We start from the raw sequence: 22,860 nt of genomic DNA on the forward strand, positions 1-22,860 counted from the left end.
TCGGGTCTTTGAGCGCTCCTTTGTTCACCATGATCGCAAACCGGACGCCAAGCCGCTCTTGCTAGACAGGGCGCCATGCGCAAGACCGGTTTGACATTGCTGATGGCTGTGGCCACCGCCTGCGCCGCGCAACCGGCCCAGGCGCGCGAGGTCGATCTGCGCGCCCAGGCGCGCGACGCCGATCTGCGCGCCCAGGCGCGCGGGGCCGACACACGTTTCCTCCATTTCGGCGCCGAGACCGAGCCGCCGCGCGGCTACACCGCAATGTGCCAGACCCAGCCGGATCTGTGCCGCCTTCCCACCGAAGAAAAGCCGGAAGCCCCCGGTGGAGACGGTTGCGCCGATTTCGCCTGCCTGATGACGCCGCTCCCCTCGCCCACGATGTTTCGCATCGAGGTCACATCACAAGCGAAGATGCAGCCCCCGCCGCCAGCCATCCGGCCCGCCGCGCTGGTTCAGGTGATCCCGCTGTTCCGCGCCATGCCATCGGTTCGGATGATGCCGTCGGCTCCGATGCTGACGGACGATCATCTCTGGCTTGAGCGGATCGCCCGGATCAACGCCCATGTGAATCGCCATGTCAAACAGGTGGAGGATCTGCAAAGCTACGGCAGCGACGATGTCTGGCGCCCCGCCGGAACCGGCCCCGGCGCCACCGGCGATTGCGAGGATCTGGCGCTGGAAAAGCGTCAGGAGCTGATCGCGGCAGGCTTCCCCGCCAGCCGCCTGTTCATCGCCATCGCCTTCCGCCAGGAGACCGGCCTGCATGCGGTGCTGGTCGCCCGGCTGGCTGACGGAGACCGCGTGCTCGACAGCGGCAACGCCTTCGTGCGGCCCGTGGCCCAGACCGGCTACGCCTGGCTCAGCCTGCAACGCCCCGAAACGCCGGACCGCTGGTTCTACCCCGCCTGACAGCACCGACTTCGGGGTCATTGGCTCCATTCCCGATCCGTCACCCCACACGCTAACGCGCTGATCCGCCTAGACTGCTGCTCGACAGCAACAGGCAGGATCAACCCCATGCGAGTGGCCATCATCCATTACTGGCTGGTGCAGATGCGCGGCGGCGAACGCGTGCTGGAGCATCTGTGCGACATGTATCCGGATGCCGACATCTTCACCCATGTCGTCAACCGGGCGAAACTCAGTCCCAAACTGGCCGCGCGGACCATCCACACCAGCTGGATCAGCCGGCTTCCTTTCGCCACGCGCCATTACCAGAAATACCTGCCGCTGATGCCCGCCGCGCTTGAGGCGCTGGACCTCTCCGCCTATGATCTGGTGATCAGTTGCGAGGCCGGGCCCGCCAAGGGCATCATCACGCGGCCCGATGCGGTTCATGTCACCTATTGCCACTCGCCGATGCGCTATATCTGGGACCAGTATCACCAGTATCGGCGCGAAAGCGGCATGGGCGCGCGGCTGATGATGCCTCTATTCGCTCCGCGCCTGCGCCAGTGGGATATGGCCAGCGCGGCCCGTTCCGACCGGATTCTCGCCAATTCCGCCTATGTCGCGGCGCGCGTGCGCAAGTTTTGGGGGCGGGAGGCGCAGGTGGTGCATCCGCCGGTCGAGACCTCGCTGTTCGCCCCGGCCGACGATGTGAGCGACGAATACCTGTGGGCCGGGCAACTGATCCCCTACAAGCTGCCCGATGTGGCGGTGGCGGCCTTCACCGCCTCGGGCCGCAGGCTGCATGTGGTGGGCGCAGGGCCGATGTTGCCGCGCCTCAAATCCATGGCCGGGCCAAGCATCCGCTTTAGCGAAAGGCTGGATTTCAAGGCGTTGAGGCAAGCCTATGCCACATGCAAGGCGCTGGTCTTCACCTCTGAAGAGGATTTCGGGATGATCCCGGTGGAGGTGATGGCCAGCGGTCGCCCGGTGATCGCCTATGGACGGGGCGGCGCGCTGGAATCGGTGGTCGCTGGCCGCACCGGGCTGTTCTACCACGGCAGCAGCCGCGATGACCTACTCGATGCACTGGACCGGTTCGAGGACTGGTTGCCCGGCTTCGAGCCACGCGATGCCATGTCACGCGCGGCAGACTTTGCCCCCGCGCGGTTCCGTGCCGCGATCGCCGGCCATATCGATGCCGCGCTGACGAAGCATGGCGCGCAACAGGCGCCATGGCCGGTGTCGGCGCCGCAAGACCAGCCTGCGCTGGCCTGAACGCGGGCCAATGGGCCCAGAACGGATATGTCCCCGTTTCCCGCCGAAGACCGGGCTCGACATAATCCGGCCTGTCACCCTCACCGGATGGGATCGCCATGACCAAACCTGCCCCCAAGATCGTTCCCAAAATCGCTGTCGTCATCGCCAGCAAGGGCCGCCCGGAAGAACTGGGCCTGTGGACCGCCCATATGCGCCGCCAGAGCCGCCAGCCGGACCTGCTGCTCTGGGCCGTAACCGGAGAGGCCGATCTGCCCCAGGGCCTGAGTGAAAGCGATGGCCCGATGGTGTGCATCTCCGCCCCGGGCCTCTGCGCCCAGCGCAATGCCGCCCTGCGCGCCCTGCCCGCCGACATCGACCTCATCGCCTTTTTCGACGATGATTACGTGCCCTCCTCCCACTGTCTGGCCGGCGTTCTGGCCTTTTTCGCCTCCACGCCCGGCATTGTCGGCGCCAGCGGGCGGCTGCTGGCCGATGGCATCAACTCACGCGGGATCAGCATCGAAGAGGGACTGGCCATGGTGCAGGCGCATGATCTGGCCATCGGCGCCAAAGTGGACATGTCCACCCGCCCCATCGTCGGGCTCTATGGCTGCAACATGGTCTTTCGCCGCGCCGCGATCGAGGGCGAATGGTTCGATGAAAACCTGCCGCTTTACGGCTGGCAGGAGGATGTCGATTTCGCCCGAAGGATCGAACGACACGGCAAGCTCTGCGGCACCAATGCCTTTATCGGCGTGCATCTGGGCAGCCGGCGCGGGCGGGTGAATGAATGCCGCCTCGGCTATTCGCAGGTGTCCAACATGCTTTACCTGATCCGCAAGGGCAGCATGCCGGCGCATTACGGGCTCAAGCGGATGGTCTTCAACATGATGGCCAATCACGCCCGCGCCTTCTTCGCCGAGCCATGGATCGACCGCATCGGGCGCGCCAAGGGCAACTGGCTGGCGCTGGCCGATTTACTCCGGGGCCGCATCACCCCCCAACGCGTGCTGGAGCTGTAACCCATGCGCGCCGGGCCTCCCCCCACCCAGCCGCGAAACCTGCCGTTCCGGAGGATCATTCCATGCTGATCATCAACGGCAAATTCCTTTCCACCAAGGGCACCGGCGTTTCGCGCGTCGCCTTCGAACTGCTGACCCAACTGGGCAAGCATGAGGAGGAACTGACGCATCTCTTCGGCGGCCCGCCCATCATTCTGGCCCCGCGCGGCGCCAAGGGCGTGGGCCGGGATCTGCCCTTCCCCCTGCACAACCGCAGCCTGCTCACCTGGCAGTTCTGGGAGCAGCTTGAACTGCCGATCCGGGCCCGGCGCGGCGTGCTGCTCAGCCTGTGCAACCTCTCGCCCATCGTCCATGGCCGTACGGTGACGATGGTGCATGATGCGCAGACCTTCTCCAGCCCGAAATCCTATGATTTCGCCTTTCGCAATTTCTACCAGTTCATGCTGCCGATCATTGGCAAGCGCTCGCTGCGCATCCTGACCGTCTCCGACTATTCCGCCGGCCAGCTTGAGCATTATGGCATCGCCCCGCGCGGCAAGATCGAGGTCATCCATAATGGCGCCGACCATTCCGACATGGCCGAAGCCGCCAGTGACGCCTCGCAGCGGCTGGGCCTGACCCCGCGCCGCTATGTGCTGGCGCTGGCCTCGCCGCAGGTTCACAAGAACATCGGCGTGCTGCTGCGCGCCTTTGCCGATCCCGCCATGCGCGATCTCAAGCTGGTGCTGTTCGGCCATGGCCATGCCGAGGCCTTCATCGAACAAGGCTACACGGTGGCCGACAATGTGATGTTCTGCGGGCGGATCGACGATGCCACGCTGGCTGGTCTGATGCAGCAATCCTTGTGCTTCGCCATGCCCTCGCGCACCGAAGGCTTCGGCCTGCCCCCGCTGGAGGCCATGCTGCGCGGTACGCCCGCGATCATCGCCCCTTGCGGCGCCCTGCCCGAGGTCTGCGCCGACAGCGCCCTGCGCGCCGGCGTGGACCGCCCCGAGGAATGGCGCGCAGCCATCCGCCGCCTGGCGGATCTGCCTGTTGAGCATGAAAAATGGGCTGCCTCCGGGCTGAAACAGGCCCGCCGCATGAGCTGGAACAACGCCTGCGACAGGCTGATGATCACACTGAGACAGATCGCCACAGAACTCTACGCGCGGCCAACCGGCAGGATGACCATGCAGCCATCGAGGTCTGCATGACTGAGGCCACCATCAGCGGCGCGAAGATCAACGGGCTGGAGATGAACGGGTTGGCCCGGCGCACCGCGCTGGGGGCAGGTCTGCTGATCCTTTCGCGGCTGGGGGCCAAGCTGATCGATCTGATCACGCTGATCGCCCTGACCCATCTGCTGACGCCCGAGGATTTCGGGCTGGTCGCCATCGCCATGACTCTGGTGCAAATCTGCGAGGCGATCTTCGAACTGCCGGTGGCGCAGGTGCTGGTCCGCGCCGATGAGGTCACCCAGCCGCTGCTGCATACCGCGATGACGTTGGGCGCCCTGCGCGGGCTGGTGTTGGGGGTGTGCCTTGCCTTGTCGGCATGGCCTTTCGCCATGCTCTATGGCGACGCGCGGATCGCCCCGCTGATCTGCTTTCTGGCGCTGGCGCCGATCCTGCGCGGCTTGGCCAGCCCGGCGATGGTGCATTTCACGCGGCGTATGGATTTCCGCCCCGATGTCAGCGGCGAGATCATCGGCAAGGCGCTGGCGCTGCTGGTGGCGGCAGGCGTGGCTCTGGCGACGCATTCCTATTGGGCCATCGCCACCGCTTCGGTGGCATCGCCGCTGTTTCTGGCGGTGATCTCCTATCTCTGGGCGCCGATGCGGCCCGGGCTGCGGCTGGCGGACTGGCGGATGTTCGCCCGTTTCCTCAGCTGGACATCGGCGGCGCAATTGTTCAGCGCGCTCAACTGGCAGGCCGACCGCCTGATCCTCGCCCGCTTTATCCCTCGCGCCGCTCTGGGCCTGTTCAGCATGGCCAGCGATCTGGCCGCCCTGCCCGATCAGGCCCTGCTCAAGCCGACGATGCGCACCTTCCTGCCCGCCCTCTCACAAAAGAAGGACGACCCAGAGGCGCTGACCGAGGCTTACCTCTCGCTCACCTGCTGCGTCTTCGCCATGGTCGCGCCGGTGGTGGTGGCGCTCAGCCTGCTGGCCGAGCCGATCGTGCGGCTGGTGCTGGGCGCCAGATGGCTGGGCGTGGCGCCCTGCCTGTCGATGCTGGCGCCGGTGCTGCTGCTGTTCACCATCTACAATCCGCTCAGCGCCCTGGCGATAGCCGTGGGCAAGCCGGAAGCCAGCCTGCGCCTCACGCTGGTCGAGTTTCTGGTGCGCATCCCGCTGACCTTGCTCGCCGCATGGTGCTGGGGGCTGACCGGCGCCATCGCGGTGCGGGCTGTCGTGGGGGCCATCGCTCTGGGTAATGCGCTGATCCTGCTGCGCGCGCTGATCGGTCTGCATCCGGCACGGGTGCTGGTCGCCCTGGCCCGCCCCATGGCGGCCGCTTGCGCCATGGCCATGCTGCTGTTGATCGCCCGCCCATGGCTCGGAGGATTGGGGCCCTGGCCGCTGGGAGCTGGACTGCTGCTCTGCGGCGGCGCGGGGATGGCCTTCTACGGTCTGGCGCTGACGGGCCTGTGGCACGGCGCAGGCTGCCCCACCGGCGGGGAGGCCCGGCTGATCGCCATGGGCTCAACCGCCTGCCGCAAGCTCATGCAACGCGGTGCGGCAGCGATGGCCTGATCCCGCATCCGCATCCTTCCCGATCCCCGGCGCAAGGCTGCGTTAGTCTTTCTTGCCGATCCTGAAAGACCAGCCCTGTTGCAATGCGTGCCACGCCACAGGGCTTTGCTAAAGAGCCATGGTTTATGCCCATAGGTCTGATGAACCGGACGAACAGCGCATACCACTCGGCGCCCTGGCCAGCGCCTCTTTCGTCCTGCGCCAGCAGGCTGGAATGAGCCGCGCCGACGCCTTCGCCCACAGCGCCGGTCAGGCGGACCGGTTCCGCACTCTGGCGGGAATCGCGCTGGCGGGTCTGGCGGTGCTGCTGATGACGGCGGCCTTTGTCGTCAACCAGTTCGACACGGTGGCTTATGAGACCCAGTTCCAGATCGCCCGGCAGAACTACCATACCCGCATCGTCCATATCGCGCGGGCCATCGCGCCGCTGACCACGTCGGCGGAGACCGCGCAGCATCTGACCGATCCGGACTGGATCGACCAGCACCTGGCCCGGCATCTGGCCAGCGAGCATGAGATGGAGCGGCTCTTTGTGCTCGATGCGCAGGGCCAGCCTATCTATGCCGCCACCGATGGGCAGCGCACCAAGCTGGCCGATTATCACCCCTTCGCCCGGGCGGTGAGCGATGTCCTGCCAGTTCTGAGCGCAGCACACGCGCAAAAATCCTCCGTCATGGGCAGCAACATCCTGCGGCACGATGGCCAGCTCTATCTGCTGACGATCACCGGCACCGGCCCGCCGGGCGGCGCCACGATCATCACCGGTCTGCCTTTCGACGATGCGATGCTGCGCAAATTCGGCCTGCGCCATCTGGCCGATGAGCTGACCATCACCGACAATCCCATGCCGGAAAAGGGCTATCACCTGCTGCCTCTGGCCGATGCGCAGGGCAAAGTCATCGCGGCCATCCGCTGGAAGCAGCAAAGCCCGGCGGCCATGGTCTTTGGCCGTTTGCGGATGACCCTGGCGGCGGCGGGCGCCATCGTGCTGCTGGTCGGCTTCCTGCTGCTGCGCCAATCCGCCGCCATCGCCCGCCATCTGATCGCCAGCGAGGCGCAGGCCCGCTATCTGGCGCTGCATGATGCGCTGACCGGCCTGCCCAACCGCACCTTGCTGCTCGAAAGGCTGGCCAATTGGCAGGCCATCGCGCGTGACATGCCGGTGGGGATCGCGCTGCATTGCCTCGATCTCGACCGGTTCAAGGATGTCAACGATACGCTGGGCCACCCCTCGGGCGACGAGCTGATCCGGGCTGTGGCCGACCGGCTGGTGACGCTCTGCCGCGAGGGCGATACGGTGGCGCGCATGGGCGGCGATGAATTCATCATCCTGCAGCCTCAGGCCGATGCCTCCGCCGCCATGCTGCTGGCCGAGCAGGTGCTTGAGGCGCTGCGCCAGCCCTTCCAGCTCGACGCCGGGACGACCAGCATCGCCTGCTCGATCGGCATCGCGCTGGTTCATGACAGCAAGGCCGATGCCGCGGACATGCTGCGTCAGGCCGATCTGGCGCTCTATCAATCCAAGGAGCGGGGCCGCAACCGCGCCACCTTCTTCGAGCCGGAGATGGATGCCGCCCTGCGCCTGCGCCGCCGCATGGAGCAGGATCTGCGCGATGCCATCAACCTTGGCCAGCTGCATATGGTCTATCAGCCGCAGGTCGATGAAAAGCGCCGTCTGGTGGGCATGGAGGCGCTGATCCGCTGGGACCATCCCGAGCGCGGCCCCATCGGCCCCACCCTCTTCGTGCCGCTGGCCGAGGAGGCCGGGATGATGGCCGAACTGGGCGAATTCACGCTGCGCACGGTGTTTCAGGAAACCGCCGACTGGCGCGGGGCTCCGGTGGGAATCAATGTTTCGGCGCTGCAATTGCGCACCCCCGCCTTTATGGCGACGGTGACGCGGCTGGTGGCGGAATATTGCATCGATCCCGCGCAATATCAGATCGAGATCACCGAAACCGCCATGCTGGGCCAGGATGGCGCGACGCGCGACAACATCGATGTGCTGGCGCAGGAAGGCTTTTCCATCGCGCTGGACGATTTCGGCACGGGCTTTTCCAGCCTGTCTTCATTGCATCGCTTCGCCATCGACAAGATCAAGATCGACCGCAGCTTCGTGCGCAACCTCGATGCGGGCGATGTCGACAACCGCAAGCTGATCAATGCCATCATCCGTCTGGGCCGGGCGATGGATCTGGAGGTGATCGCCGAAGGAGTGGAGACCGAAAGGCAGCACAGCCTGCTGGTGATGGCGGGCTGCACGCGTTTTCAGGGCTATCTCTATGGGCGGCCCGTGCCCGCCGCGCAGATGCTGGAGCGTTTTCAGGCCGGATGACATCACCCGGCCGCAACGGCCCACGGCGCGATGCCCCGTGAGCCTTGCGTCCCGGACTTAGTGGTTATCGCCGTTAGGGCGGATATCCTTGAAAGCATTGTTGAAATTGCCGCTGCTCTGGCCGCTGTTGTCCACCGGCGCATCATAATGCGGGGTGCGGTAGGTCGGCGCGGCGTGCGAGGCGCTCTGGCCATAGGTCGCCCGGCGATGGGGGGTATAGCTGTGGCGCTTGTGGCGGCTGGTATAGCGGCTGGCGTGGTGCCGGCTGCCATAGCGGTGGCTGGTCGTGCGATAGGCATGGCGGCTGGACGCGTGATGACGCCCGGCATGATAGGCGCTCTTGCGATGCGAGACCACATGGCGCGAGGTCTTCACCGCGCCATGGTGATGCCGCGTGCCGTAGGCCGCAGCCTGATGCCGTCCCTGCGCCTTGCCGCGCAGGCGGGCGGCGTGGCTGCCGCGATGCGCGGCATAGGTTGCGGCATGGCGTCCCTGATGCCTTGATGCACGATGAGTCGAGGCCTGATGCGCCGAGGCATGGCGCGCCCTTTGCTTCACCGCCACCCGCGCATGATGGCTGCGGCGGGATTGAGCCGAGCCGCGCTTCGTCGCCTTGGCGCCATGCTTGCCGGTGGATTTGGCGCTCTGGCTGGTCGATGCCTTGGCATGATGGTGGTGCCGCGCCTGCGCAGGCGCTGCCAGCACCAGCGTCGTCGCCAGCATGGCAAGAGCAATCCGCTTCATCCTGATGTGTCCTCAAGCTTGATTCGCGCCCGTCTTGGGCAAGAGCCAAGGCCTAGAGCATCGCGCGAAAAAGTGGGAACCGGTTTTTCGCAAAAGCGATGCGGCAAACTGAAACGCAACACCCAAGCCCCCCGGCCAAGAGGCGCATGGGCCAGATTGCGCCCAGCGGAAATTTATTCCCGATTTCCGCTTAGTCGCGCCCTCCATTGGGCACGAAGCGCAGATCCTCATCCCCCGCCAGCACGCGGGCGGCGCGGGGGCGATCCAGATCGCCCAGCCAATGGCCCAGCACCACGCAGGCCACCGCATTGCCGATCATGTTCACCAGAGCCCGCGCCTCGCTCATGAAACGGTCGACGCCCAGCACCAGCGCCATGCCCGCCGGGGGAATGGCGGGCACGACGGCCAAAGTCGCCAGCAGGCCGATAAAGCCAGCGCCCGAAACCCCGCCCGCGCCCTTGGAGGTCACCATGGCCACGGCCAGCATCTGCGCCTCCTGCTGCCACGTGAGATCGATGCCCAGCGCCTGGGCGATAAACAGCGCGGTGATCGACATATAGATCGCGGTGCCATCGGTGTTGAAGACATAGCCGGCAGGCACCACCAGACCGACATGCTGGCGCGACAGGCCCAGATGCTCCATCTTCTCCATCAGGCCGGGCAGCGCCGCATCGGACGAGCTGGCGCCCAGCGTGATCAGCAATTCGGCTTTCAGATAGCCCAGCAGCTTGAGGATCGAGAGGCCCGTGGTGGCCATGATGAGCCCCAGCCCGACCAGCACGAACAGCGCGCCCGCCAGATAGAAGGTGCCCACCAGCCCGGCCAGCTTGCCCAGCGCGCTCAGGCCGAATTTGCCGACCGTATAGGCCATGGCCCCGCCCGCGCCGAAGGGGGCCAGCCGCATGATCAGGTTGATGACGCCGAAGACCACGCTGTTGGCCGATTCGATCAGATCGCGCACCGCCGCGCCGCGCTCTCCGGTCTGGGCCAGCACCGCGCCGAACAGCACCGAGATCAGCACCACCTGCAGGATCTCGCCATTGGCGAAGGCGCCCACCACGCTGTCGGGCACCATGCCGGTGAGGAAATCGACCAGTCCGTCATGCGCCTTGGCACCCGTGGTGTAGGCCGCCACGGCATGGGCATCGAGATGCGCGCGATCGGCCCCGAAGCCCACGCCGGGCTTCAGCAGATGCACCATCGCCAGACCCGCAACCAGCGCCACCAGCGACACCACCTCGAAATAGAGCAGCGCCACGCCCCCGGTCTTGCCCGCACCTTTCAGATCCTTCGATCCGCCCACGCCCGAAACGATGGTGCAGAACACGATCAGCCCGATCATCATCTTGATCAGCCGCACGAACGTATCGCCCAGCGGCTTCAACTGCACGCCCAGATCGGGCGCGGCAAAACCGATCACCGCCCCCACCACCATGCCCAGCAACACCTGCACATAGAGCGTGCCCAGCAGGCGACGCCACGCGGGGCGGGCGGAAACAGACGTGGTGCTGGCGGTCATCGGGTACTCCATGGCTGGCTCCGGCATGGCACGGGGCTGGCCGGGGAGCCAGAGCAAGTTGGCGCATTGCCCACAGGGGTGGCGATGGGTAATCTGGCGCGCCGCATGCGATGGAAGGGCCGTGACCATCCTCCACGGCAAATGCCTCCTGTAAAAATCATGTATAAATCGGCCTGGCGCTATCCATCTGTAATAGTATCCAAATAAATGTCGTAAACGCGTCATCAAGGCCCGCCAAGGCCGCCCCTGAGATTTGTACAGGGGACGTCATTTCATGCTCAAGATTTCCATGCTGCGCGCTAGCCTGTGGCTGGCGGGTTCATCGCTTTGCGCGCTGTCGGCGCCCGCTTTCGCCGCCGCTCCGGCGCCTGCCGAAGCGCCTGCCGCCGAAGCCGCCGAGACCGAGCAACTGACGGACATCATCGTCACCGCCGAAAAGCGCCCGCAAAGCCTGCAGACCACCCCCATCGCCATTTCGGTGCTGGGTTCGCAGGATATCGCCAACCGCCATGTCACCTCGCTGCTCGATCTGGGCGATGGCGCCATTCCCTCGCTCAAGGTCGCGCCCTTCTATTCGCGCAATTCGGCGCTGGTGATGAACATTCGCGGCATCGGCGTGCTGTCCGACAGCAACCAGCCCGCGCGCGACCAGGGCGTGGGCATCTATATCGACGGCGTCTATATGGGCCGCGCCCAGGGTCTGGGCACCGCGATCTATGATGTGGAGAACATCGAGGTTCTCAAGGGTCCGCAGGGCACGCTGTTTGGCCGCAACACCGAAGGCGGCGCGGTCAACATCACCACCAAGAAGCCCAGCGGCCAGTTCAAGGCCAACATGACCGCCGGTTTCGGCAATTATGGCTCCTACAAGGGCGAAGTCCACCTCGACCTGCCCGCCTGGCATGACATTGCCGTCAAGATCGACGGCGTGGTCGCCCATCGCGACGCCATGGTGAAGAACCCGCTGGAAGGCCAGTATGGCTTCAACTACTACAACAAGCGCGGCTTGCATGTCGAAGCGCTGTGGAAGCCGGCCCCCAATTTCAGCGCCGACTATGCCTATGACACCTCCTACGACGCCTCGACCCCGCTTTATCTCCAGCTGCTCTCGGCGCCGACGGCCAGCACGGTGAAGCTGGCCACGCTGGGCACCGTTCAGGCCACGCGCGCGGGCAGCGCCAATGTCGGCGTGCCTCAGCAGCTGAGCATCGGCAAGACCTGGGGCCACCGCCTGACGCTGGAATGGGAAGCGGCCCCCAAGATCACGCTGAAGTCGATCAGCTCCTACCGCAATCTGAACCAGAGCCAGTATGACAATGGCTCCGCCGCCACCACGATGGTCACCTCCACGTCCGGCAACTTCAACAATGCCAATTTCTCGCGCTATTCGCTGGCGCAGTTCCGCCAGAATCAGGTCAGCCAGGAGCTGCAGCTGATCGGCGAGATCCCGCATCTGAAATTCGTGGCCGGCGGCCTGTTCTATCAGGAAAAGGTGCAGGACAACGCGCAGGCCTTCTACACCAACCAGTTCACCAATGCCGCGGGCAGCGCCTATATCATCAAGACCTATGACATGAACACGGTCTCCATCGACCGCGCCAGCCATGTCACCGCCACCAGCCTCGGCGCCTTCGGTCAGGCGACCTACACCCCGCCCATCGCCAACGATCACCTGCATCTGACCGGTGGTCTGCGCTTCACGCGTGACAAGAAGGTCGGCCAGCTGTTCATCATCAACGGCACCACCCCCACGGTGAACGGCGTGACCCGGCCCCAGCAGCTCAATGCCGCCTGGACGCGCGTCGATCCGATGGTCAATCTGGCCTATGACCTGACGCGCGACATGCATGTCTATGGCAAGTGGAGCACGGGCTACAAATCGGGCGGTGCCAACTCGCGCTCGCTCACCTATGCGCCCTTCAAGCCCGAAACCGTCTCGATGTTCGAGATCGGCGCCAAGACCGAATTCCTCGACCGCCATGCCCGCCTGAACGTGGCCGCCTACACCGGCAGCTACAAGAACATCCAGCTCGACTTCCAGGCGAATTATCAGCAGTTCGACGCCAATGGCAATCTGATCACCACCGGCACCCGCACCACCATCGAAACCGCCAATGCGCCGGGCACCGGCCGCCTGAAAGGCGTGGAAGCGGAACTGACGCTGGTGCCGATCACCGGCCTGACGCTGACGGGCAGCTATGCCTATACCAAGGTGAAGATCCCCAACACCTCCAACCCCTTCCCGCAGGGCACCAGCCAGACCGTCAATCCGCTGCCGATCCCGATCTACGCGGTCTATACGCCCACCAATTCGGCCAGCGCCTCGATCACCTATGAGGTTCCGGCCCGTGGCTTCACCCTGCGCGGCCATATGGACTTCAATTACGACAATGGCTTCTATCAGGGCTACAGCGACCCGGTCTACAACGGCCCCGGCGCCGCCAGCAACGTCTATCAGCCCAAGGGCGACAGCGCCTTTATCGTCAACGGCCGCATCGCCTTTGCCGATATCGATCTGGGCCAGGGCGGCGCGAAGCTGACCGTTGCGGGCTGGGCGCGCAATCTGCTCAATGAGCAGCATGTCTTCTACAAGGCGTTCAGCACCACGGTGGGCACCAATGGCTTCTACAATGAAGCGCGCACCTATGGGCTGGAGGCCAACGTCCGCTTCTAAAGCCTTGAGGATGGTCTGAAATCCAGGGCCATCCTCGTTTTCTCAAGGCCGCCTGCTACGGAGTCTCCCCAGGATCCGTGCCGGGCGGCCTTCGCTTTTCATTGCTTAACACTGAACGGGCAGCGGACAGCGCCGTTTCGTTGGGCATTCGGCGCCCGAATGGCAGGCGATTTGCGCGTTTCCCCAGTCTCCGGCCAAGCCGATGTTAACCAGATCCGTGTAAAACACGTCGCGGCCAAGGCAAAGATACGGCACTGTCCCCGGGATCGAAAATCCTGTCAATATGCCTTAATAACCCTCTTTCCAGCTGCTTAAAGCTGTCGCAGGGTTAACACCATCAAGCACCTTAACAAGGCCGTCATAGCCACCATTGTAAAGGATTGTAAATTCTCTCACCTTTGCGCTTCTGCCAAGTGACAACAAGGTATATCTGGCGAGGGATACGGGATGGGGCATTGTGAGCCCTACATGAAGGGATCTCATGCGTATCGCAATTGCTGACGACGATGTGACCTTCGTCGATTTCATCAAGTCAATTACGGCAAGTGACGGACACAGCTGTGTGGTTTTCGGCGATGGACAGTCGATCGTCACTCAACTTCAGCGCGAAACCTTCGATCTGGTTATCCTCGATTGGCACATGCCGCGTATGACCGGACCCGAAGTCTTGGCATGGATGCAGCAAAACCTTGAAGTTCCGCCCGCCGTTATCATGCTGACCAGCCAGTATAACAAAAGCGATATCGCCAGAACGCTCAGCCAGGGCGCGGATGACTTTATCGTCAAGCCGGAAACCGCCGCCGTGATTTCCGCGCGGATCGATGCCGTGCTGCGCCGTTCCGGCCAGCGCGCCGCGCCGCAGCGCCATATCGATTTCGGCGCCTACCGCTTCGACCGGCTGGAAAGCACCGTCCATTTCGATGGTGATTCCCAGCGGCTGACCGCCAAGGAATTCACCCTGGCGCTGCTGTTCTTCCAGAACCTCAACCGCCCCCTGTCGCGCGGCTATCTGCTCGATACCGTGTGGAACAGCGTGGCGGGCCTGCCCACGCGCACGCTGGATGTGCATGTGTCCCATATTCGGGCAAAGCTGAAACTTGCTGTGGGCGGCAACTTCCGCTTGCAGACGATTGTAAGCTATGGCTACCGCTTGGAGGCTTGCGCGGAGGACGAATGAACAAGCACTTTCAGGCCCGTCGCATGCCCCGCATGATGCCGGGCATCGCCACGGTTCTGAATTTGGCTTTGCTTTGCGGCCTGCCTTCGGCGGTTCAGGCGCAAAATACGCCCTCCGAGGTGAGCTACCACACCCATCTGCATGACACGCTGATCGATCTGGCCCGGCGCTATTTCAACAGGGTCGAGGATTATCGCGTGGTGCAGCAGCTCAACCATGTGCCGATCCCGGAACATCTCCAGCCAGACATCGATCTGCGCATTCCCGTCAACCTGCTGCGCGGCGCATCGGTCACCGCGAGCGTCATCAGCTTTCGCGGCGATGTGCGGCTGGGCGAGGACCGCCACGCCGCCAGCCAGGGCGCGGTGCTGACCGAAGGCACGCGGATCGAGACCGGCGCCACCTCCTTCCTCAGCCTGCGCGCGGCGGATGGCTCTGTGGTGACCATGCCCTCGCAAAGCGTGGTGCGCCTTTCGCGCATGCGCCGCATCCTGCTGACCGGCACGCTGGACCAGCAGTTCAGCGTGGAGCATGGGCGGCTGGAAACCACCGTCGCCAAGCAGGTCGGCCCGGCCAGCCATTATGAGGTGCGCACCCCCATCGCCGTTTCGGCGGTGCGCGGCACGGTGTTTCGCGTCAATTACGGAGACGGCCCCTCGCTGACCGAGGTGCTGGGCGGCACGGTGGCCGTGGGCGCGCCCGGCGCGGCCCATCCCCAGATGATCCCGTTGGGCGAAGGCGCGGCAGTGGCGCCGGGCGGCGGCATCCATACCGAGCCTCTGCTGCCCGCCCCCGCCTTTGCCGAAGCCAACCGCCTTCAGGCCGGGCATGAGCTGCTCTTTTCGCTGGCCCCGGTTCCGGGCGCGGCCTCCTATCATCTCCAGATCGCGCGGGATGCCGGGTTTCAGGATATCGTCGCCGAGACCTCTTCAGTCACGCCCGAAGGCCATTTCGCCAACCTGCCCGAAGGCAACTGGTTCGCCCGTGCCACCGCCATCTCCAATACAGGTTTCGAAGGCCTGCCCGCCACGCAGGGCTTCGAACGGCGGGCCCATGCCCTGGACGCCGATATCGGCCGGCTCTCGGCGCATAGCTGGCGCGTGACGTGGCGCTATTCAGGCGATGCGGGCACGCATTTCCGGGTGCAGATGATCCCCATCGACAAGCATGGCGAGCCCTTGGCCAAACATCCGGGCAAGCTCGCGCTGGATGAGGACAATCTCCATGGCTCCGCCCTGCGGCTGGACGATGTGCCCCCCGGCCCCTATCGCTGGCGTGTCGGCGCGATCAGCAGCCCCGCGCGGGATGATGATCTGTGGACGCCATGGCGCGAGATCAGGATCGAGCGCTGAAACGCCCCTATCGCCGCCTGCTGCTGGAATGGAGCGTGATCCTCTGCTTTGCCGGCGGCATTGCGGCAGCGCTGGCGTGGACAGGCGGCGCGCGAAGGTTGGACAACCAGATCTATGACCGGCTGATCCGCTGGCGCGCGCCGCCGGTCGATCCGCGGATCCAGATCGTGGCCATCGATGATGACAGCCTGAAACGCCTTGGCGCATGGCCCTGGCGGCGCGACCTGCATGCCCGCCTGATCGAACGCCTCAGCCGCGCCGGGGCCACGCTGATCGCCTATGACGTGCTGTTTGTCGAACCCACGCCCGATGATGCCGCGCTGGGGCAGGCGCTGTCGCGCGCAAGCCCGGTGATCGCCCCCATGCTGTTTCAGGCGCCGGGCAGCAATGGCGCGGCGGTCGACGCCGTGCCCCCGATCCAGCAAGTGCGCGCCCATGCGCAGATCGGCCATGTCGATCTGGAGGCCGACAGCGACGGCCTGATCCGCCATATCGCACTCAGCGAAAGCGCCGGTGTCAGCGCCCCCGTGCCGCATCTGATGGAACTGGCCTATCGCCGGATCGAGGGCCATCCCTCGCCCGTCTTCACAGCCCATGGCGCCCCGGTGCTGCTGCCCTATGCCAGACAGACCGGCGCCTTTCCCACCGCGCCCTTCGCCTCTGTGCTGGCGGGCGAGGTGCCCGACGTCTTCCTGCGCGGCAAGATCGTGCTGGTGGGCGCCACCGCCACCGGCGTGGGTGACCGCTATCCCACCCCTCTGCCCGGCGGCGCTGCCATGCCGGGGGTGGAGCTTCAGGCTCATCTGCTCAACGCGATGCTGGCCGGGCGGATGATCCGCGCCGTGCCGCCGCTCTGGCTGGCGTTGATCTCGGTGCTGCCGGTGCTGGCGCTGATGCTGGGCTTCTGGCGCTGGACGCCCGCCATGGCGCTGCGCTGTTCGCTCGCGGCGATCCTGCTGGTGCTGGGCGGATCGGCGGCGGGCCTGCTGCTGGCGGGCTGGTGGGCGCCGCCCGGCGCGATGCTGGCCGGTCTGCTGCTGGCCTATCCACTCTGGGGCTGGCGGCGGCTTCAGGCGATCAGCGACTATGTCGACGCTGAAATCGCCCGTTTCGCCGCGGAAAAGGATCTGGCCCTCCCCCGCCGGGAACGCGCCCTCCCCACCGATGTGATCGAGGCCCAGACCCAGCAACTGGCCGGCGCGATCGACCGCATCCGCGACATCCGCCGCTTCGCCACCGACACCATCGAGCATCTGCCCGACGCCGTGCTGGTCGCCGGGGTGGATGAACGTGTCACGCTGGCCAATGCCGCCGCCATCGCCATGATGGGCGGCAATCTGGCGGGCTTTCTGCTCAGCGACATTCTGGCCGCCATCACGCTGGAACGCCATGAGGACGAGATCACCACCGCCGATGGCCGCCGCGTCGTCATCGCCCGCGCCCGGCTGGAGCATGCCAATGGCCAGCACAGCGGCTGGATCGTGCGCCTTGTCGACATCACCCCCATCCGCGAGGCCGAACGCACCCGCGAGGAGGTGCTGCAACTGCTGAGCCACGATATGCGCTCGCCCCAGGCCTCGATCATCACGATGGTCGAAGGGCCGCAGGGGGCGGATTTGCCGCGCGATCTGGCCGGGCGCATCGCCCGCCATGCGCGACGCACCATGACTCTGGCCGATGGCTTCGTGCAACTGGCCCGCGCTCAGGCCGCGCCGTTCGAGCCGGTCGAGATCATGCTGGCCGATATGCTGATCGAGGCCGCCGACGATCTGCTCCCACTGGCCCGCGAAAAGGGCGTTGGCATCGTTCTGGACGGCGCCGAGGAACCGGTTTTCCTGATGGCCGAGCCGCAAATGTTGCTGCGCGCCTTCACCAATCTGATCGACAATGCCGTGAAATACAGCCCGCAAGGCAGCACCATCACCTGCGCCATCCAGCCCGGCCCCGGCGCGCAGGAAGCGGAAGTCTCGATCCGCGATCAGGGCGAAGGGATGCCCGATGCCGTGCGGCGCAATCTGTTCGGGCGCTTCGTGGCGGGCAACGGCAAGGAAAAACGCAGCGCCGGACTAGGGCTGGCCTTCGTCAAGACGGTGATGGACCGCCACGGCGCCACCATCGCCTGCGAGAGCGGGCCGGGAGGCACGACCTTCACCATGCGGTTCGACACGCTGCCGGACGAACCCTTGCCTGTTGAGGATGAAGATTAGGTCCATGCCCTATCTCTTTTCATCCGAAGAGTTTTCTGGCTTTTTCACACCGCCCATGCGCGATGTGACGCAAAGCGCCGAGCCGGTTCTCGACATCTGGCCCTATGTGGACAGCATCGATCTGGAGGCTCTGGGCGTGACCGGCCTGCACGATGTGCGGCATCTCTATCGCGATGGCGCGCAGCGCTTCGACCATATCCTGATCGGCACGGAGCGCTTCAACACGCTGCTGGCCATCATCGTGGATCGAGACGGGAAAGCCGTGCTGGGCCATCATCTGCTCGATCTGAACAGGGCCTATCAGTCTTAGGCCGGACGCGGCGCCGCCAGCGCCTGCTCCAGCCTTGCATGGGCCGCCGTCAGATGATCGCGCAGCAGCGTGCTGGATCGCGCCGCATCGCGCGCTACCAGAGCATGGATCACCGCCCCCATCTCGCCCGCCGTTTCGCGCTGATCCTCGGGCCCGCGCCGTGCATGCAAAATGCGCAAACGGCGATGGAGCGACAGCATCGTCCCCGCCAACAGCGCATTGCCGCTGCCGATGGCGATCAACCGCTGCAAAGCGGCCAGCGCCTCGGCAAAGCGCCCCTGCCCGCCCTTTTGCGCGGCGGCGCCTTCCATCTCGCGCAGCATATGGTTGAGCCCGGTGCGGGCCCCCTCGCCCATATTGCGCGCAGCCTCGGCAGCGGCATGGGGCTCGACCAGCAGGCGCAGGGCGAAAGCATCGCGCAATTCCACCCCGCCCATCTCCGGGCAGGCGCGATAGCCGATGTTGGGCCGCTTGAAGACCAGCCTTTCGGCCTCCAGCTGGCTCAGTGCCTCGCGGATCGGGGTCTGCGACATGGCGAGATCGCGCGCCACACGATCGATGGCGACGCGCTCGCCCGGGGCGATGCGCGCGGTCAGGATCATCGCCAGCAGATGGTCATAGGCCCGCTGGACCAAAGTGGGCACGGCAAGGCTGATCATGCCGTCGCCCGGATTCTGAACGAGAAGACCACCACGCGTAACCGTTGCCACCACTCTGTCCTGCCAGCGCCCCAAAAAAGCCGCACGCCCCCGCGTGCAGCCTGTTCCGGGCGCCTAGCACAGGGGGCGAAGGGCCGCCATTGGCCAATTGCCCCCTGCGGCCGGGCGTGCTTACGCCCCGGTGCGCGCCATGGCGAAAGGCGCGAAGGCCTGCTGCACCGGCATGATCTCGATGGTGTTCACATTGAGATGCGCGGGCAGACGCAGCACCGCCTCGGCGGTATCGACCACATCCTCGGCGCTGAGCGGCTTCATGTTCTCGTAGACCTTGGCAGCCGCGCCATCGTCGCCCCGGAAGCGCACCTGCGAGAATTCGGTCTCGCAAGCGCCCGGCTCCAGCGAGGTGACGCGGATCGGCGTCCCCAGCAGATCGGCCCGCAGGTTGAGCGAAAACTGGCGCACAAACGCCTTGGTGGCCCCGTAAACATTGCCGCCGGGATAGGGATAGGTCGCCGCCACGGAGCTAAGATTGATGATATGGCCACGCCCGCGCTCCACCATGCCGGGCAGCACGGCGTGAGCGATGCGCACCAGACCGGTGACATTGGTCTCGATCATTGTCTCCCAGTCAGAGAGCTGCGCGCGCTGCGCCGGCTCCAGACCCAGCGCAAGCCCTGCATTGTTGAAGACGATATCGATGGCCTTGAACGCCTCGGGCAGATCGGCGACCAGCTTGTGACCGGCATCAGGATCACGGATATCCAGCGGCACGGCCAGCAGCCGGTCGCCGCCCTCGGCCTTGAGCGACTCCAGCCGTTCCGCGCGGCGGCCGGTGGCGATCACCTTGCCGCCCGCCGCCAGCACACGCCGCGCCATGGCCTGACCAAAGCCCGAGGTGGCGCCGGTGACCAGAGCGACGCGCCCCTCGGCCCAGAGATCGGAAGGGTTGCTCGGCATGGGGAACTCCTTGGAAATCTGCGGGATAATCACCAGGGAGCCTTAGCGCGCCTTGCCGCAGGCGTCCATGGCCAGACCGCCGCCGTTAGACTGAAGTATCGATCACCAGCCCCTGCGCCTCACGCGCGGCGGCCACAAAGGCGCGGGCAATCGCACCGACGTCGCCAGCGCTGCGCCCCGGGCGATAGAGCGCCGATCCCAGCCCGGCGCCATCCGCACCCGCCGCGAACCAGTCCGACAGATTGTCCACCGCCACGCCGCCAACCGCCAGCAAGGCCGTATCGGCAGGCAGCACCGCGCGCAGAGCCTTCACATAGGACGGCCCCACACCCTCCGCCGGGAACAGCTTCAGCCCCGTGGCCCCGGCATCCAGCGCGGTGAAAGCCTCGCTGGCGGTGAAAAAGCCCGGCAGGCTGACCATGCCCGCCTCGACACTGGCGGCGATCACATCGGTGTCGACATTGGGCGAAACGATCAGCCGTCCGCCCGCATCATGCACCTGCGCCACCTGGCGACGCGTCAGCACCGTGCCCGCGCCGATCAGCACCTGAGGCCCGAAACGACGCGCCAGACGGCCAATGGAGTCAAAGGGATCAGGCGAGTTGAGCGGCACCTCGATCATGCTGAAACCAGCCTCGACCAGCTGTTCGCCCACGGCCTCCACCTCTTCGGGGCGCACCCCGCGCAAGATGGCGACCAACGGACAATGGCTCATGGCGGCGGACAGATTGGCAATCGCACTCATCGGGCAAACTCCATCGCAGGCATACAACGGCAACAGCCGACAGGCCGCCACGTTCCGTGCAGGCTCGTGCAGGGGTTTCTAGTCGGACTAGAACGGAAATGCCACCGCGCGATGGGCATGAGCCTTCCTTGCAATTCAATCGCACTCGATTATATTGCGGGAATGAAGAACGAAGCCCCCTCCTCCGTCACCGGCACGCTGGACGATTTCCTCTGCTTCTCGGTCTATTCGACCGGGCTGGCGGTGAATCGCTTCTACAAGCCGCTGCTCGACCGGCTGGGGCTGACCTATCTGCAATATCTGCTGATCGTGTTGCTGCGCGAGAAAGACGGCCAGACCGTCAGCGAAATCGGCGAGCAGTTGTTTCTGGAATCCTCCACCCTCACCCCGCTGATCAAGCGCATGGAGGCCGCCGGGCACCTCACCCGCCGCCGCGACAGCAAGGATGAGCGCGTGGTGCGCGTATCGCTGACCGATCAGGGGCGAGAGCTGGCAACACAGGCTTCGTGCATTCCGCAAGAGGTGTTCGAGGGGCTGGGCATGTCGCTGGAGGAGCTGCGCTCGCTGGATGGCGCGTTGAAGATTTTGCGTAAGAGGTTGTTTCAGCAAGCCAGGTAAAAAGGGGAAATGCGAGGGTCATCGCCCTCGCGCTCCCTTTATTGCCTGCGTGGCGCTTCGGGTTCGGCAGCAGAGCAAAGTCGCCGCGCCGCAGGCAGATGCACGCGATTTATGCCTGCGGGGCCTGAGGTCCTGCAGGTGGAGCGGCTGGGCGCACCGTTTCGGCGCCACTGCCCATGAGCCGGAAGACGGAATGGGCGTGCGAGGGGGTACCCCCCCTCGCATCTCCTCTTCTTTCTTCTTATCAACTTTCCACCACAACCCCTTGAAACAACAAAAAAGGCGCCCGACCCCGAAGGACCGGACGCCTTTCCCGCTCTCATCCGGCCTGCGGGGTTAGCCGCGATGGCCGGAGCCCTCTCAAGCCTTGTAAGTCTTCTCCACGGCGGCGCGGAAGTTGGCCATATCCTGGGCCGAACCCACGGTGATGCGCGAGGTGGTCGGCCAGATCGGCCAATTGCGACCGATCTGCACCTTTTCGGTCAACAGCGCGGTCTGCATTTCCTTGGCGGGCTTCTTCCAGTTCACCATGAACATGTTGGCCTCGGCGCCCGGGTGATATTCGATGCCCTTCTTGCCGAGCCAGGCGAGGGTTTCCTCGCGGTTGGCGATCATCTCGTTGCGGCGGGCCTTGATGAGGCCGGCTTCGGTGTAGACCGCCGCGCCGCAGGCCATGGCGGTGATCGAGATGCCACCCGAAACGGCGTTGTAGAGGGCGATCTTCTGCTGCACTTCCGGCGCCGCGAAGGTCAGGCCCAGGCGGATACCCGCCATGCCGAACAGCTTCGAGAAGGTGCGCATCACGATGAGGTCCTTGCGGTTGCCAAGGAGCTTCAGAGCGGAAGGCGCTTCCGAGAAGTGGATATAGGCTTCGTCAACCAGCACCATCGAACCGGCGGGCTTGTTGTCGAGCAGCCACTGGATGTCGGCCAGCGAGGTGACCGTGCCGGTGGGGTTGTTGGGGGTGCAGATGTAGTAGAGGCCGGCGTTGGGGTTGGAGGCCAGCATGGCCTTGACGTCAGCACCCTTGCCGATGGTCTGCGGCGCCTTGGCGAGCGGCGCGCCCAGATAGGCAGCGGTGCGCCAGGCCGACTCGAAGGTGGGATCGACGGTGACCAGACCCTTGGTGGGCGAGCAGAAGGCCGCCACGATGCTGACCAGCGGACCGCCCGAACCCGGCCAGATGCGGACCACCGACTGGTCCACGCCCTCGGTGGCGGCGACGGTCGAGATCAGCTTGTCCTTCAGATCGTCGGGATCGTAGCGGTTGCCGGCGGCGGCATACTTGGCGATGGCCTGCACGCCCGAAGCGAAGGGGCCGGTCCAGCATTCGTTGGCACCGATGATCGTGCCGCCCTTGAGCGAGCGGGCGGCCTGCTGCTGGGCCGAGGCGGTGCCGATGAAAGCGGTGGGCGAAGCGGCGGCGGCGCCGAGAAGAGCGGCGATCTTGCCGAAGTTGCGGCGCGAGAAGCCGCGCTCGATCAGATCTTCCTGAGCGTTTTCCTGGAGTGACACGACCATAGTTGTCCCCTTCTGCCGGCCCTGTGCCAGCCTTGCTGAATATGCTGAACGCTCCGGTCCGCCCGCATTTGGCTATCGGATGGCCGGGGTCCCCCTTCCGCAATGATGGCTACAGGCTGAACGCGCCTTTGG

Annotated in this window: 18 protein-coding genes; 12 read left to right on the forward strand and 6 right to left on the reverse strand. The window is 65.3% G+C overall.

Annotated elements, in window-relative coordinates; all coding sequences use genetic code 11:
• The first annotated feature begins 102 nt into the window (after positions 1-102).
• The 6 genes from SR3_RS01800 (at position 103) to SR3_RS01825 (ending at position 8,245) form a co-directional block, all read left to right on the forward strand.
• The gene (locus tag SR3_RS01800; RefSeq protein ID WP_169805540.1) at positions 103-912 is read left to right on the forward strand and encodes a transglutaminase-like cysteine peptidase; all 810 of its coding nucleotides are present in this window, start codon (positions 103-105) and stop codon (positions 910-912) included.
• A gap of 108 nt (positions 913-1,020) precedes the next feature.
• Entirely contained in the window at positions 1,021-2,169 is a 1,149-nt protein-coding gene (locus SR3_RS01805) for a glycosyltransferase (RefSeq protein ID WP_084454830.1), read from the forward strand.
• Positions 2,170-2,267: 98 nt separating this feature from the next.
• Entirely contained in the window at positions 2,268-3,173 is a 906-nt protein-coding gene (locus SR3_RS01810; protein ID WP_068080049.1) for a glycosyltransferase family 2 protein, read from the forward strand.
• Between the two features lie 62 nt (positions 3,174-3,235).
• Entirely contained in the window at positions 3,236-4,369 is a 1,134-nt protein-coding gene (locus tag SR3_RS01815; protein ID WP_068080051.1) for a glycosyltransferase family 4 protein, read from the forward strand.
• Positions 4,366-5,910: a lipopolysaccharide biosynthesis protein gene (locus tag SR3_RS01820; protein WP_068080053.1), complete on the forward strand. Its 1,545-nt coding sequence runs from the start codon at positions 4,366-4,368 to the stop codon at positions 5,908-5,910. The genes SR3_RS01815 and SR3_RS01820 overlap by 4 nt, the downstream gene beginning before the upstream one ends.
• Positions 5,911-6,124: 214 nt before the next feature.
• Positions 6,125-8,245: a putative bifunctional diguanylate cyclase/phosphodiesterase gene (locus SR3_RS01825; protein WP_068080055.1), complete on the forward strand. Its 2,121-nt coding sequence runs from the start codon at positions 6,125-6,127 to the stop codon at positions 8,243-8,245.
• A 57-nt stretch (positions 8,246-8,302) separates the two neighbouring features.
• Here SR3_RS01825 and SR3_RS01830 read toward each other — a convergent pair whose 3' ends face one another.
• Together SR3_RS01830 and dctA are read right to left on the reverse strand one after the other, a co-directional pair.
• On the reverse strand, positions 8,303-8,989 hold the full coding sequence (locus SR3_RS01830) for a hypothetical protein (RefSeq protein ID WP_068080057.1): 687 nt from the start codon (positions 8,987-8,989) through the stop codon (positions 8,303-8,305).
• A 190-nt stretch (positions 8,990-9,179) separates the two neighbouring features.
• Positions 9,180-10,508 (reverse strand): C4-dicarboxylate transporter DctA, encoded by a 1,329-nt coding sequence (dctA, locus tag SR3_RS01835; protein WP_068080059.1) that lies wholly within the window; start codon positions 10,506-10,508, stop codon positions 9,180-9,182.
• A gap of 274 nt (positions 10,509-10,782) precedes the next feature.
• On the opposite strand from dctA, the gene SR3_RS01840 reads away from it, so the two are divergent.
• The 5 genes from SR3_RS01840 to SR3_RS01860 all read left to right on the forward strand — a co-directional run bounded on the left by SR3_RS01840 (position 10,783) and on the right by SR3_RS01860 (position 18,228).
• The gene (locus SR3_RS01840) at positions 10,783-13,182 is read left to right on the forward strand and encodes a TonB-dependent receptor (protein WP_068080061.1); all 2,400 of its coding nucleotides are present in this window, start codon (positions 10,783-10,785) and stop codon (positions 13,180-13,182) included.
• Positions 13,183-13,663: 481 nt separating this feature from the next.
• Complete coding sequence (locus tag SR3_RS01845) at positions 13,664-14,359, forward strand: response regulator transcription factor (RefSeq protein ID WP_068080063.1); 696 nt, start codon at positions 13,664-13,666, stop codon at positions 14,357-14,359.
• A complete protein-coding gene (locus SR3_RS01850; protein WP_068080064.1) occupies positions 14,356-15,711 on the forward strand; it encodes a FecR family protein in 1,356 nt (451 codons plus the stop codon). Before SR3_RS01845 ends, SR3_RS01850 begins: the two co-directional genes overlap by 4 nt.
• A complete protein-coding gene (locus tag SR3_RS01855; RefSeq protein ID WP_068080066.1) occupies positions 15,684-17,918 on the forward strand; it encodes a CHASE2 domain-containing protein in 2,235 nt (744 codons plus the stop codon). Before SR3_RS01850 ends, SR3_RS01855 begins: the two co-directional genes overlap by 28 nt.
• Positions 17,919-17,922: 4 nt before the next feature.
• The gene (locus SR3_RS01860) at positions 17,923-18,228 is read left to right on the forward strand and encodes a hypothetical protein (RefSeq protein WP_068080068.1); all 306 of its coding nucleotides are present in this window, start codon (positions 17,923-17,925) and stop codon (positions 18,226-18,228) included.
• Here SR3_RS01860 and SR3_RS01865 read toward each other — a convergent pair.
• From SR3_RS01865 to SR3_RS01875, 3 genes are all read right to left on the reverse strand, one after another.
• Positions 18,225-18,938, reverse strand: coding sequence for a GntR family transcriptional regulator (locus SR3_RS01865; protein ID WP_157098580.1), 714 nt, complete (start codon positions 18,936-18,938; stop codon positions 18,225-18,227). The two genes, SR3_RS01860 and SR3_RS01865, sit on opposite strands and share 4 nt — an antisense overlap.
• A gap of 120 nt (positions 18,939-19,058) precedes the next feature.
• Positions 19,059-19,844 (reverse strand): SDR family NAD(P)-dependent oxidoreductase, encoded by a 786-nt coding sequence (locus SR3_RS01870; RefSeq protein WP_068080121.1) that lies wholly within the window; start codon positions 19,842-19,844, stop codon positions 19,059-19,061.
• Positions 19,845-19,929: 85 nt separating this feature from the next.
• Positions 19,930-20,589 (reverse strand): 2-dehydro-3-deoxy-6-phosphogalactonate aldolase, encoded by a 660-nt coding sequence (locus SR3_RS01875; RefSeq protein WP_068080072.1) that lies wholly within the window; start codon positions 20,587-20,589, stop codon positions 19,930-19,932.
• Between the two features lie 162 nt (positions 20,590-20,751).
• Here SR3_RS01875 and SR3_RS01880 point away from each other — a divergent pair, with 162 nt between their 5' ends.
• Complete coding sequence (locus SR3_RS01880) at positions 20,752-21,207, forward strand: MarR family winged helix-turn-helix transcriptional regulator (protein WP_068080123.1); 456 nt, start codon at positions 20,752-20,754, stop codon at positions 21,205-21,207.
• Between the two features lie 360 nt (positions 21,208-21,567).
• Here SR3_RS01880 and SR3_RS01885 read toward each other — a convergent pair whose 3' ends face one another.
• Positions 21,568-22,728 carry a pyridoxal phosphate-dependent aminotransferase gene (locus SR3_RS01885; RefSeq protein WP_068080074.1) on the reverse strand — a complete coding sequence of 387 codons (1,161 nt, stop codon included), beginning with the start codon at positions 22,726-22,728 and terminating at the stop codon, positions 21,568-21,570.
• Positions 22,729-22,860: the final 132 nt, after the last annotated feature.

This window comes from Novosphingobium rosa NBRC 15208, assembly GCF_001598555.1.
GTDB classification, from domain to species: domain Bacteria; phylum Pseudomonadota; class Alphaproteobacteria; order Sphingomonadales; family Sphingomonadaceae; genus Novosphingobium; species Novosphingobium rosa.

Bases quoted from the DNA above. Each gene is read 5' to 3' on its own strand.
- SR3_RS01815 (WP_068080051.1), top strand. From the start codon at position 3,236: ATGCTGATCATCAACGGCAAATTCCTTTCCACCAAGGGCACCGGCGTT.
- SR3_RS01840 (WP_068080061.1), top strand. From the start codon at position 10,783: ATGCTCAAGATTTCCATGCTGCGCGCTAGCCTGTGGCTGGCGGGTTCA.
- SR3_RS01880 (WP_068080123.1), top strand. From the start codon at position 20,752: ATGAAGAACGAAGCCCCCTCCTCCGTCACCGGCACGCTGGACGATTTC.
- SR3_RS01850 (WP_068080064.1), top strand. From the start codon at position 14,356: ATGAACAAGCACTTTCAGGCCCGTCGCATGCCCCGCATGATGCCGGGC.
- SR3_RS01830 (WP_068080057.1), bottom strand. From the start codon at position 8,989: ATGAAGCGGATTGCTCTTGCCATGCTGGCGACGACGCTGGTGCTGGCA.
- SR3_RS01825 (WP_068080055.1), top strand. From the start codon at position 6,125: ATGAGCCGCGCCGACGCCTTCGCCCACAGCGCCGGTCAGGCGGACCGG.
- SR3_RS01860 (WP_068080068.1), top strand. From the start codon at position 17,923: ATGCCCTATCTCTTTTCATCCGAAGAGTTTTCTGGCTTTTTCACACCG.
- SR3_RS01810 (WP_068080049.1), top strand. From the start codon at position 2,268: ATGACCAAACCTGCCCCCAAGATCGTTCCCAAAATCGCTGTCGTCATC.
- SR3_RS01845 (WP_068080063.1), top strand. From the start codon at position 13,664: ATGCGTATCGCAATTGCTGACGACGATGTGACCTTCGTCGATTTCATC.
- SR3_RS01870 (WP_068080121.1), bottom strand. From the start codon at position 19,844: ATGCCGAGCAACCCTTCCGATCTCTGGGCCGAGGGGCGCGTCGCTCTG.
- SR3_RS01875 (WP_068080072.1), bottom strand. From the start codon at position 20,589: ATGAGTGCGATTGCCAATCTGTCCGCCGCCATGAGCCATTGTCCGTTG.
- SR3_RS01805 (WP_084454830.1), top strand. From the start codon at position 1,021: ATGCGAGTGGCCATCATCCATTACTGGCTGGTGCAGATGCGCGGCGGC.
- dctA (WP_068080059.1), bottom strand. From the start codon at position 10,508: ATGACCGCCAGCACCACGTCTGTTTCCGCCCGCCCCGCGTGGCGTCGC.
- SR3_RS01800 (WP_169805540.1), top strand. From the start codon at position 103: ATGGCTGTGGCCACCGCCTGCGCCGCGCAACCGGCCCAGGCGCGCGAG.
- SR3_RS01885 (WP_068080074.1), bottom strand. From the start codon at position 22,728: ATGGTCGTGTCACTCCAGGAAAACGCTCAGGAAGATCTGATCGAGCGC.
- SR3_RS01820 (WP_068080053.1), top strand. From the start codon at position 4,366: ATGACTGAGGCCACCATCAGCGGCGCGAAGATCAACGGGCTGGAGATG.
- SR3_RS01855 (WP_068080066.1), top strand. From the start codon at position 15,684: ATGGCGCGAGATCAGGATCGAGCGCTGAAACGCCCCTATCGCCGCCTG.